This window comes from Escherichia sp. E2748 (assembly GCF_005781125.1).
Taxonomy (GTDB): domain Bacteria; phylum Pseudomonadota; class Gammaproteobacteria; order Enterobacterales; family Enterobacteriaceae; genus Escherichia.
Genome location: NZ_VATP01000001.1, coordinates 727747 through 739715, shown reverse-complemented (window position 1 = coordinate 739715; position 11969 = coordinate 727747). Strand labels below are relative to the sequence as shown.

At 46.7% G+C, this 11969-nt stretch carries 12 protein-coding genes; 2 read left to right on the top strand and 10 right to left on the bottom strand.

Features of this window, described 5'->3' with window-relative positions; translation table 11 throughout:
* The first annotated feature begins 3 nt into the window (after positions 1–3).
* A complete protein-coding gene (gene pncA / locus FEK42_RS03545; RefSeq protein WP_131161153.1) occupies positions 4–645 on the top strand; it encodes a bifunctional nicotinamidase/pyrazinamidase in 642 nt (213 codons plus the stop codon).
* Positions 646–746: 101 nt separating this feature from the next.
* Here the strand turns inward: pncA and FEK42_RS03540 are convergent, their stop codons facing one another.
* The 10 genes from FEK42_RS03540 to msrB all read right to left on the bottom strand — a co-directional run bounded on the left by FEK42_RS03540 (position 747) and on the right by msrB (position 10550).
* On the bottom strand, positions 747–2105 hold the full coding sequence (locus FEK42_RS03540) for an MFS transporter (RefSeq protein WP_135492700.1): 1359 nt from the start codon (positions 2103–2105) through the stop codon (positions 747–749).
* A gap of 119 nt (positions 2106–2224) precedes the next feature.
* Entirely contained in the window at positions 2225–2983 is a 759-nt protein-coding gene (locus FEK42_RS03535) for a DeoR/GlpR family DNA-binding transcription regulator (RefSeq protein WP_130257697.1), read from the bottom strand.
* A gap of 136 nt (positions 2984–3119) precedes the next feature.
* Positions 3120–4100 carry an NADH-dependent methylglyoxal reductase gene (gene ydjG / locus FEK42_RS03530; RefSeq protein ID WP_130259875.1) on the bottom strand — a complete coding sequence of 327 codons (981 nt, stop codon included), beginning with the start codon at positions 4098–4100 and terminating at the stop codon, positions 3120–3122.
* Between the two features lie 9 nt (positions 4101–4109).
* Positions 4110–5057, bottom strand: a complete 948-nt coding sequence (locus FEK42_RS03525; protein WP_130208370.1) for a sugar kinase — start codon at positions 5055–5057, stop codon at positions 4110–4112.
* A 4-nt stretch (positions 5058–5061) separates the two neighbouring features.
* Entirely contained in the window at positions 5062–5898 is an 837-nt protein-coding gene (locus FEK42_RS03520) for a ketose-bisphosphate aldolase (RefSeq protein WP_135492702.1), read from the bottom strand.
* Positions 5899–5918: 20 nt separating this feature from the next.
* The gene (locus tag FEK42_RS03515; RefSeq protein ID WP_130259877.1) at positions 5919–6962 is read right to left on the bottom strand and encodes an NAD(P)-dependent alcohol dehydrogenase; all 1044 of its coding nucleotides are present in this window, start codon (positions 6960–6962) and stop codon (positions 5919–5921) included.
* Positions 6963–6978: 16 nt separating this feature from the next.
* Positions 6979–8358, bottom strand: a complete 1380-nt coding sequence (locus tag FEK42_RS03510) for an MFS transporter (protein ID WP_135492703.1) — start codon at positions 8356–8358, stop codon at positions 6979–6981.
* A 26-nt stretch (positions 8359–8384) separates the two neighbouring features.
* A complete protein-coding gene (locus FEK42_RS03505; RefSeq protein ID WP_135492704.1) occupies positions 8385–9461 on the bottom strand; it encodes a zinc-binding dehydrogenase in 1077 nt (358 codons plus the stop codon).
* A gap of 360 nt (positions 9462–9821) precedes the next feature.
* On the bottom strand, positions 9822–10094 hold the full coding sequence (locus tag FEK42_RS03500) for a YeaC family protein (protein ID WP_130223463.1): 273 nt from the start codon (positions 10092–10094) through the stop codon (positions 9822–9824).
* A 42-nt stretch (positions 10095–10136) separates the two neighbouring features.
* On the bottom strand, positions 10137–10550 hold the full coding sequence (gene msrB / locus FEK42_RS03495; RefSeq protein ID WP_130218799.1) for a peptide-methionine (R)-S-oxide reductase MsrB: 414 nt from the start codon (positions 10548–10550) through the stop codon (positions 10137–10139).
* Positions 10551–10891: 341 nt separating this feature from the next.
* Between msrB and gapA the strand changes: the two genes are divergently transcribed.
* Entirely contained in the window at positions 10892–11887 is a 996-nt protein-coding gene (gene gapA, locus FEK42_RS03490) for a glyceraldehyde-3-phosphate dehydrogenase (protein WP_000153502.1), read from the top strand.
* The last annotated feature ends 82 nt before the right edge of the window (positions 11888–11969 follow it).

Below are 11969 nucleotides of genomic sequence, written 5' to 3'. Positions count from 1 at the left end.
GTAATGCCCCAACGCGCTCTGTTACTGGTCGATTTACAAAATGATTTCTGCGCTGGCGGTGCGCTGGCTGTTGCCGAAGGCGATAGCACGGTTGATGTTGCTAATGCCCTGATAAGTTGGTGCAAAGCGCGCGGTGAAGCGGTCGTCGCCAGTCAGGACTGGCATCCGGCCAATCACGGCAGCTTCGCCAGCCAGCAAGGTGTAGAGCCTTATACACAGGGTCAGCTTGATGGCCTACCGCAAACCTTCTGGCCCGATCACTGTGTGCAACACAGCGAAGGTGCAGCGTTGCACCCTCTGCTGGCGCAAAAGTCGATTGATGCCGTGTTTCACAAAGGCGAAAATCCTTTAGTCGACAGTTACAGTGCCTTTTTTGATAACGGGCGGCGGCAGAAAACCGAGCTCGATGGCTGGTTGCGCGACCATGAAATCAATGAACTGATCATTATGGGGCTGGCTACGGACTATTGCGTGAAGTTTACCGTCCTGGACGCGTTACAGTTAGGTTACAAGGTTAACGTGATTACCGATGGCTGTCGCGGTGTGAATATCCAGCCACAGGACAGTGCGCACGCGTTTATGGAGATGTCAGCCGCTGGGGCAACATTGTACACGCTGGCAGACTGGGAAGAGACGCAGGGATAAAATTAGTCAGATCCATCTCTGGCCTACAATTCCTTAATTACATCGTAGGCCAGATAAACATGCCAGCGTTGCATCTGACAATTGACACAATCAGCGAAAATTCAATTCACACCAGAAATTCGTTCCAGCGACACCTTCCGCGTTTCGATGCCAAAAATGGAGAGGACCAGCGCACATAACACCAACATGACACCAAGCACCATAAAGACCGTTATCGAACCATAATGCGTTAATAACGCCGCGACGCCATACGGAGTGAAGACCGCGACGATTCGTCCTACTGCATTAACAAATCCCGAGCCGCGCAGGCGTAAATGGGTTGGCCAAAGTTCCGGGATATACACCGCAGACGCGAAACAAACATACATATAAAGAAAGAAGATCATCACCAGGCCATAGCCTAAAATAGCCCATTCTGTAGTTTGTATAGAATATATATATCCCAACACAGCAATAATTATAAGCAAAGACGAGCCAAATAATCGGCGAGGAAAGTGATCAATAACTAACGCAGCAATGAATATTCCAACCGGAGCACCAATCATAATAACAGCAGTCATTAATATCGATTTATCAACATCAATACCAGAATTAACAAATATGGTCGGTATCCATACGGTGATAGTATAAAGCGAAATATTCATTGCAATTAAAACCGTAATCGCGACTAACGTGCGCCGCAACATCTCGCCTTTAAATAGCAACCAAAAAGTACCACTGATTTCATGACTCCGACTTTCGCTTTGCCTCAAAGCAAGTGGTGGTAGATGAATACCCTTCTCTTTTTCGATTTGCTGCTCTACTTCACGAAGTTGCCTTTCTGCTCCCGGTAATTGTCCAATACCCGCCAACCAACGAGGCGACTCAATAAAATATTTACCAGAGAGTAACCATGCTAATATTATCCCAATACCGCCCAGCAGAAACATTATGCGCCAACTGAAGAAAGCGATAACGACAACGCCAATCGCCGCTGACAACATGGGCGACCAGTTGCCGACAAATGAGAGTCGCGCGGACCATTTTCCACGAACCAGAGCGGGAATAAACTCAGTAAATGAAGCATAGCCAACCATAATCAGCGCTCCCATTCCTGTCCCCATCAGGAAGCGAAAGAAGATTAACCAGTACATATCCGGGACGAAAGCAGCGCCTGTCGCTGCAATGCCAACAATAAGAAGATTTATGCGAAATGCCCGACGCCGTCCACAGTAATCACCAATGAATCCACCGGCAAGCGAACCGATGAAATAACCAAACATCAATGCCGACGTAAAAGCAGCATTGAGGAAATTATTTGACCATCCATTGCTTACCAGCTTTGCTAAAACAACATTGCCTGAATAACTTAAAAACCCCGTTAATAACAGACTAAAGCTGATTATGCCAAATATACGATAATGAAACCGGGCCAAAGGCAAGCGGTCCAGTCTTGCGCCAATTTGATCATATTGTTCCATTTGGTGCCTCGAATTTTGCTAAAAAAGGTAGCAATTGCGGCAAACTCACTTGCCGCATTTTTATCATCATTTTATTTCACGGGCGCTGGAACAAATAACATTGACAACGTGTGTTTAAGCTACCACACAAGCTGGATATTATTGTCTTTGCAAAACTCTTCCCATTCTGCACCCGGTGATTTATCAGTTATTATGTAATTAATATGACTAAAGTCAGCTAACTGAACAAAAGCTTTGCGATCAAACTTGGAGTGATCGACTAATAACGCAACTTCTGTCGCCTGGCGGATCATTGTCTTTTTGATTTCAGCTTCAGCTTCGTTCGAGTCCAGTGCGCCGCTGTTAATATCAAGACCTTTACAACTCATTACCATAATATCGACGTGATAACGACTGATGATCTCTTTAGTAATTCGTCCTTGCAGAGAAAGCGTGTTTTTGTTCAGTTCCCCACCGGTTGAAACAACTTTAATTTCTGACTGAGCCAGAACATGAATAGCTTCTGCCGAGTTGGTTAGCAACGTCAGATCACTACGGTCCTGCAACAATTTGAGCAATTCCATAACGGTACTACTGGAATCTGCCGCCATGGTGGTTTTATTGTCGATAAACGGCAGCGCCTTGCGAGCAATAAGCTGCTTCTCTTCATAAAACGACGAAGCGCGCTTATAAAAATGAATATTTTCCGTCAGCATCGCTGTATTTAAAACAGCGCCACCATAAGTTCTGGTCAAAAAACCTTCATCTTCCAGCTTCTCAAGATCGCGGCGAATGGTTTCTTCGGTTACCTGAAAAATCGAGCTCAAATTCGAAACCGTTACTTTTTTATCGTTGGCAACCATCTGTTTAATTGCCTGAATCCTGTCTTTTGCCGCCACGATTACACCCCTGTCTCTTTTTACATCACATTAGCGCGATTATCGCATAAGCGATGTTTACTTTCAAAATAACCTGTTTGAATCACAGATTTTCATCACAGTTTTCACAGAAACAGAGGTGGATCGTGTGGGGTAGTTAACGCTCCAGGGCCTCTGCCATTTCCCTCATCAATGTTGCGTCTGCATCCGATAAGTTGATATTCAGCGCAGCCACATTTTCACGTACCTGTTCAGGCGCAGTTGCTCCGCTAAGAATGGAGATTAAATCGCTCTGTTTTAATATCCACGCCAGCGCCAGAGTAGGAATTGTGCACTGATAACGCGCACAAAGTGGCCGCCACTGTTCAAGCATATCAATCACTTTGAGCATGTTTTCACGCTGGAACCAAACTTTATTTGCCCGTGCGCCGCCTGGAATATAATCGCGAGTGATGGTACCTGTCAGCAGCCCCTGCTCTAACGGTGAATAGACCTGAACCACAATGCCGTTATCCCGACATAGCGGCAGCAGTTCGTTTTCCATTGCCCGATCGAGAATGCTATATTTCGCCTGAATAATATCCAGCTCACCATATCGCAGATATTCGCGTATATGATCAGCTTCGACATTAGCAGCGCCTATCGAACGAATCTTCCCCTCAGCCTTCAGCTCATTAAGTACTGCTACGGTTTCTGCAATCGGCGTAAAACAAGGCGGCACCGACTGCCAGTGCGTCATGTAAATATCGATGTAGTCAATGCCGAGACGTTGCAAGCTGGCATCGACTTCTTCGCGGATAGATTCAGGAGAGAGGTTTTTGTACAACTGACGATCGCCGACTTTGTTGAATAAACTGCCTTCTCGTTCCCAGACAATACCGCATTTCGTTTCGACGACAATTTGTTCGCGAGGCAATTGTTTTAACGCCTGGCCGACAATAACTTCACTATTGCCAAAGTTATATCCTGGCGCAGTATCAATCAGGTTAATGCCGCAACGATGAGCTTCAATAATCGTATCAATACAAATTTGCCGATCGAGATCGCCATTCCATGCAGGACCACCGCCAATGGCCCATGTCCCCAACCCCATCCGTGAAAGCGTTATATCCGTTGTGCCTAAAGGTATCATTTTCATTTGCCTTCATTACCCTTCATATTCTTCCAGCAATTGTTCGACCAGCTTTCTGTTTTTCACACCGGTGGTGGCACCAACACTCAGTACCGATATAGCTGCCGTTGCATTGGCAAAGCGCGCGCATTCACGCAGCTCTTTACCTTCCAGCAGTGCCGCAATAAAACCAGAAGCAAAGTTATCGCCCGCGCCAATGGTGTCGATGGCCGTAATTCCCGCTACTGCTGGTACCGTCATCGTCATTTCACCACGCTTGATAAAGCAGCCGTTTTTACCCGTCTTAATTACTACCGTTTTTACACCGCACTCAAGAAAGCAGTCAGCAATTTCATCCAACGTCTCTTTTCCGGTGAGTAATTTTGCCTCGGCAAAATTTGGAAACAGATAATCGACATAACTCAATGCTTCGCGAATATCATCCAGTGTTTCATTCAGACGAGGCTTGATCATATCGGCACAAATGATCATCTGCCGGGCTTTCGCTTGCGTAAAAATTTCAGTTAGCGCTTTACCATCCAATAGTGGACTGTTGAATATACTTGCTAGCGATAATAACTTTGCCTGAGAAAACCGTACAAAGTCGACATCATTAATATTCAATTTCCACAAACTGCCGTTGCGATTAGTGACAAATGTCCGCTCGCCATCCTCCGTTACAAGTCCAACGTTAATAGAGGTATCTACGCTGACGTCCTGTTTCAGGCTTTGAATATCAATATTCTCTTTGCAACAATGGTCGAGAATAAATTGTCCTGCGGCATCTTTACCAATGCGGCTCATTAATGCCGTGCGATGCCCCAGGCGAGAAATAATCGTTGCTTCATTGATTGCGTCGCCTCCCGTGGTCATTGCTATTCTTTCAAGCGGATAAGAATCTACGTCAAAAATTTTTTTACTGACCGGCTGTAATGGAATATCAACGATAGCGCCACCTATACATATAACTTCAAGATTGTCCATTACATTATTCCGCCTTGCCGTCTGAACCAAATAATTTGATTTTTTCTAATGCCCTTTCTTTAACTGCTTTACGGACTTCTCGCTCCAGGTGCAAGAAAGGCTGATCCTGATTTTCTTTCACTGCCACCATTGCGGCCTGGCACAGTTCAGTATGAATATTGATTTTCGCTATACCCAATGTAATCGCGGTTTTAATATCAGCATCACTGATCCCCGATGCGCCATGTAAAACCAGCGGAACAGAAACGGCATCGCGCACGCGTTTGACGACCTCAAAGTTCAATTGTGGCTCTGACGTATAAACCCCATGCTGGTTGCCAATGGCGACAGCCAATGAGTCACAGCCCGTGCGTTCAACAAATTCTGCGGCCTGGTCAGGATCGGTATAGTGATAGCCCGCCAGCGCTTCCTCATAAACGGTTTCATTACCGACATGTCCTAATTCCGCCTCTACCGGAATACCCAGCGGATGGAAGAAATCAACAGCCTCTTTGGTTAAACGAATATTTTCTTCGAAATCAAACGCGGATGCATCGCGCATTAAGGAGTTCATTCCATGAGTCCAGGCGTTATGGATAATTTCCATACTCCGGCCATGATCCCAGTGGGTAATTACCGGTACCGTTGCTTTTTGTGCCATCGATACCATCATATGCGAGAAATCTTCGAATGAGGTATTTCCGACAAATCCCGTACCAAAAGAAATAATAACCGGTGATTTCGCTTCTTCGGCTGCGTCGATAACGCCCATCAACATTTCTGCATTCCATACATTAAAATGGGCAATTGCATAATGTTTATTGGTGGCATCGTTTTCCCAAAATCTGATATCTGCTAGCATATTCCGTTCTCCCGTAGTAATTAATCGCTAAGTTTAATAACGCCTTTAATAATGTCGCGTTTGTTGTTAACCGACTCTTCAAATGCCTGTTGTACATCCTGGTAATCGTAAATATGCGTTACCATCGATTTCACATCGAATCGCCCTGATGAAATAGCTTCAATCGTGACCGGATAACGGTTGGCATAGCGGAAAACCGTCTGGATGGTGACTTCCCGATTGATTTTGAGAAAGTTGATGGCCGAATCGCCGGGTACTGTGCCGACAATCATAATTTTTCCACCGCGCATCACCAGATAGGGAGCTTGTTTTACCGTTACCGCAGAACCCGCAGTTTCAAAAACAATATCTGCGCCCATGTCTTCGGTAAATTGCTGACAGCACGCAATTGTGTCTTGTTTAGCGCCATTGATGACCATTGCCGCGCCAAGCTGTTCCGCCATTGCCAGACGTTTTTCCAGCACATCAACGACGGCAATTTCTGTTGCTCCCAGGCATTTGCACGCTTGCAACGTCATCAAACCAATACAACCTGCTCCCAGAATAATTATCTTCTTACCCGGTTTAACATCTGCCAGCATGGCGGCGTGCATCCCGACCGCCGCAGGCTCCACCAGCGCCCCTTCCATCGTGTCCATATTGTCGGGCAGTTTGTAAGTAAAGCTCTCCGGATGACACAGATAGTGCGTTAATGCGCCGCGGTAGTTGGGTTGTGTCGCCATAAAATCAACGTCCGGGCAGATGTTATATTTGCCTTCCAGACAGTAACGACAGTGACCGCAAGGAACGCCAGGTTCGATATTTACCCGATCCCCCGGTTTAAATTTGCGCACGCGGCTTCCCACAGCCACAACCGTCCCGGCGCATTCATGACCAAGGCCAATTTCTTGATTTGGGTCTTTAGGCGGAATAAACGGGCCTGATTCAAAACCATGTACATCTGAACCACAAATACCGACATATTCTACTTTAATCAAAACTTCATCTTCTTTAGGCACAGGTATTTCCGCTGAAATAATTTTCATTGTGCCCGGTACCTGCAATATTGCTTTTGAATTTTTCATTTTGAATCCACCAGTATTATTTATTGGCTACTGCATCAATACTTAAACTTTCAACGGAGACACCTTTGGTTTCAATTCCAATGGTGGCGATAGCAATTGCGACAATAATTGAAACCGCCCCCAGAAGAATAAAGACACCCGTTACGCCATAACTACTGAGCAGCACTGCAACGGCATAAGGTGCGGCAATACCACTGATTCGCCCTACCGCATTCGCCAGACCGGAGCCACGGAGTTTGGCCTCTGTCGGCCAGATCTCAGGGACATACACTGCCGAGGCATAGCAAACATACATATAGACGAAAGTAATCAGGAAGAAACCAATCAACGTTATGAGCAACATACTGGTTTGCAGTGAATAGATATACCCTAGCACCGCAATCAGAATTAATAGCCCAACACCCATTGTTTTGCGCGGAATTTTATCCATCACCAACATAGCAATAAAAATGCCAAATGGCGCGCCAAACATACTCATAGTATTTAAGACAATGGAGTCTTTTAAATTAATTCCCTGGGTCATGAATATCGTTGGCAACCAGTTAATTAACGTGTACTGCACAACGTTCATGGCAATAAGTACACAAGAACCTAAAATAACGCGTCTTAGTAATACTCCCGTCAGTAAGGCAGAATACGGCACCGCTTGTGGCGCTTTACCGTCATCAGCAATAACCACTGGCGGTAAGGGTTTACCCGTCTGGCGTATGACGCCTTCTTCTATACTCCGCATGACTTTCTCGGCTTCCTGATACCGTCCGCGCGATTCCAGCCAACGCGGGGATTCAGGAAAGTAGCGCCAGGCCAGCGCGGTAGCGATAAGCGACAATATTGCGGGAATGAGCAGTTGTATCCGCCAGTTCCACTCGGCACTAATTAGCGGTGTAAGTCCCATCGCAATCAATGAACAGAGCGGATATGACCAGTTGCCAATAAAGGAAACCCGACTGGACCACGTTCCACGATTTCTACCGGGCATATATTCGGTGAAGCCGGCAAACAGAGTAACCAGTAATGCCCCCAGCCCGACACCCATCACAAAGCGGCAGGCAATCAAGAAATCCATATTCGGCGAGAAAGCGCCAATGGCCATAGAGACAATATGAATGGCCTCATAGAGGATGAACGCGGTTCTGCGTCCGGTTTTGTCTCCGATAATGCCGCCCACCAGCGCACCGAGAAACATTCCGGCGGTCGTGATTGCCGAGAATGTGGCGGTGGTGGAATTATCTGTCCAGCCCAACTCTTTCAGCTGCGCGAGGATCAAGCCACCAACGGCATTACTCCAGCAGACAAGCAAGCCAAATGCGACGATGGCAAACATTGACGAATGCCAGCGGCAATCCGGTAAGCGATCCAGCCGTGCACCACAATGCGGTTTTGTTATCTGTTCCATGCGATAACGTTCCTTCAGGAGAGTAGTTATTCATCAAAGTCGTAAGTCATGATCACTTTGATTGCGGTTTTATCGACCATCGCATCAAACCCTTCGCGCCATTGCGAAAGGCCGATACGATGCGTGATCATCGGTTTGACGTTGATAGCGCCGCTGGCCAATAGCCGGATAGCGTTACGCCAGGAGGTGGAGTCATAGGCCATATGCCCAATGATGCTTTTGTTCCATGCGGTAATGTCATTAATCGAGAAATCAAGAGGTTTGAAGCCCATTCCAACGCGTACCACTTCCCCATTCGGGCGCAGCATTTCGATGGCTTGTTTCAGTGCGATATTGGCACCGGAGCATTCAATCACCAGTCCGAGATTGTCTTTGCCACAAATTTGCTGGCAGCGCGCCACCACATCTTCGGTAGAACCATTTACTACTGCCGTCGCCCCCAGTTCTTTTGCAACCGGGAAGCGGACCGCTACATCTTCTTGCAGACCAACGACGACGATATTTACCGCCCCCATAATCCGCGCCATTTGTACAGAGAACAGCCCGAGCGGGCCAGTGCCGATGACGACCACATCCTGACCAGGAAGGAATTTCGATTGCTGCGCGATGGATTTGTAGGCATTACAGATAGGGTCAAGTACGGCTGCGTCCTCATAATCGACGCCATCGGGAATTTCCCACAGCGCATGGCGATGAATTTTGAGGATTTCGCCAGGAACCAGACAATATTTGGAAAAGCCACCGCCCCAGGTATTGTTATCCAGACCAAGATTCACTTTTTCTGTACAACACAGAAAATCACCTTGTTCACAGGCAGGACAAACGCCGCAAACATGACCACTGTTATCAGAGACGACGCGCTGCCCCACTTTCCAGTCTTTGACTTTTTCGCCAACCTGAGCAATTCGGCCTGCAAATTCATGGCCACGAATCGAGTTAAACTCATCTGAATCGCTATCAACGTTGTAGTGTTTCATGTCTGCGCCACAGATAGCTGCGGCTTTAATTTCAATCACCACATCTTCCGGGCCACAAACGGGCCGTGGGACATCAATCATCTTGTAGCCGCCAAAGGCCTTGCCAAACCGAGCCAGTGCTTTCATTGCGTCATCCTCTGTGTTTTGTTTTGCTTAGATGACCATCATACTTACCCACATGATTTTTGAGGTCAACATTAAATCTTTAAAACACAGATAATGATCTGCGATTTACAACTTAGATCACAAATACGCAGAAAACCTGAGAACGGGTTACAGATTGATGGAAGGCGGTACGCAAAAGAGGGAAATTCAGCAGTGATCCCTACTTAACGAAAGAAAGGATTCAGGGATGAAAAATTCAGGGGGTTAATACAGACGTGAAGCTCCGGAACGGTTTAAAGCTACAAACGAAATCAACGAGGGATTGGACAATTAATTTCAGGCAATCCCCTTTATTAATTACCTGTAAAGGGGATAACTCCATCACTTAAACATAGCAATTGGCTTCGCCGTAATACCAAAATCTTCTTTCAGCTGCTGCTTGCTCTTCATCACCATCTGACCATTGGTGTCGATGGTCATATGCTGCGCGTCGGTATTGTTTTGGGCTTGCCACAGCATGACCAGTTGCAGGCAGTTCTCTTTTTGTTGTTCGGTCAGCGCAACGCCATCTGGCCATTTTCCCAGTTCAACAGCGGTCGATAAACGCTGGTAAACCTCAGGCGTCATGCTGTTGATCATTTCATCAAGATTCATGATTTTTTCCGCTCCTGTGGAATAAGTTGCTGAATCGTTTTTTCAACCGTTGATTTCTTCGCCATTTTCACCATCAGTGAAACGTAAAGAGGCTGAGTTAACACAATAACGTTCGCCTGTGGGCTGCGGCCCATCAGGAAAGACATGTCCAAGATGGGCATCACAGTTACCGCAACGAATCTCGATGCGCTGCATTCCATGTGACAAGTCTTTGATATAACGAATTGAATCTTCACTCACCGGTTCGTAAAAGCTCGGCCAGCCACAACCTGAATCATATTTAGACTGGGAGTGAAACAGAGGGGCATCGCAGATCAAACAGTGGTAAACGCCGTCACGCTTATTGTGCAGTAAACGGCCAGTAAATGGCGGCTCCGTCCCGTGATTCTGTGTCACGTAAAACTGCATCTCGGACAATTTGTTTTTCAGTTCGTCTGCCGAAGGTTTGTTAGCCATTTGCTCACATCTCACTTTAATCACGCTCACATTACGCGACCAATTCTAACAAAACATTAACACCAACTGGCAAAAATTTGTCCTAAACTTGATCTCAGCGAAATGGCAGCGCCTAAATCGTGATGAAAATCACATTTTTATCATAATTGCCCTTTAAAATTCCCGGCGCCGCCCTCATGTGGTTTCAGGCACAAAGGAAGAGTGAGGCAAGTCAGTCGCGTAATGCTTAGGCAGAGGATTGATTTGTCGCAATGATTGACACGATTCCGCTTGACGCTGCGTAAGGTTTTTGTAATTTTACAGGCAACCTTTTATTCACTAACAAATAGCTGGTGGAATATATGACTATCAAAGTAGGTATCAACGGTTTTGGCCGTATCGGTCGCATTGTTTTCCGTGCTGCTCAGAAACGTTCTGACATCGAGATCGTTGCAATCAACGACCTGTTAGACGCTGATTACATGGCATACATGCTGAAATATGACTCCACTCACGGCCGTTTCGACGGTACCGTTGAAGTGAAAGACGGTCATCTGATCGTTAACGGTAAAAAAATCCGTGTTACCGCTGAACGTGATCCGGCTAACCTGAAATGGGACGAAGTTGGTGTTGACGTTGTCGCTGAAGCAACTGGTCTGTTCCTGACTGACGAAACTGCTCGTAAACACATCACCGCTGGTGCAAAAAAAGTGGTTATGACTGGTCCGTCTAAAGACAACACTCCGATGTTCGTTAAAGGCGCTAACTTCGACAAATATGCTGGCCAGGACATCGTTTCCAACGCTTCCTGCACCACCAACTGCCTGGCTCCGCTGGCTAAAGTTATCAACGATAACTTCGGCATCATCGAAGGTCTGATGACCACCGTTCACGCTACCACCGCTACTCAGAAAACCGTTGACGGCCCGTCTCACAAAGACTGGCGCGGCGGCCGTGGCGCTTCCCAGAACATCATCCCGTCCTCTACCGGTGCTGCTAAAGCTGTAGGTAAAGTACTGCCAGAACTGAATGGCAAACTGACTGGTATGGCGTTCCGCGTTCCGACTCCGAACGTATCCGTAGTTGACCTGACCGTTCGTCTGGAAAAAGCTGCAACTTACGAGCAGATCAAAGCTGCCGTTAAAGCTGCTGCTGAAGGCGAAATGAAAGGCGTTCTGGGCTACACCGAAGATGACGTAGTATCTACCGATTTCAACGGCGAAGTTTGCACTTCCGTGTTCGATGCTAAAGCTGGTATCGCTCTGAACGACAACTTCGTGAAACTGGTATCCTGGTACGACAACGAAACCGGTTACTCCAACAAAGTTCTGGACCTGATCGCTCACATCTCCAAATAAGTTGAGATGATACTGTGATCTATAAAGAGCGACTTCGGTCGCTCTTTTTTTTACCTGATGAAATGAAGTTAAAGGACTGCGT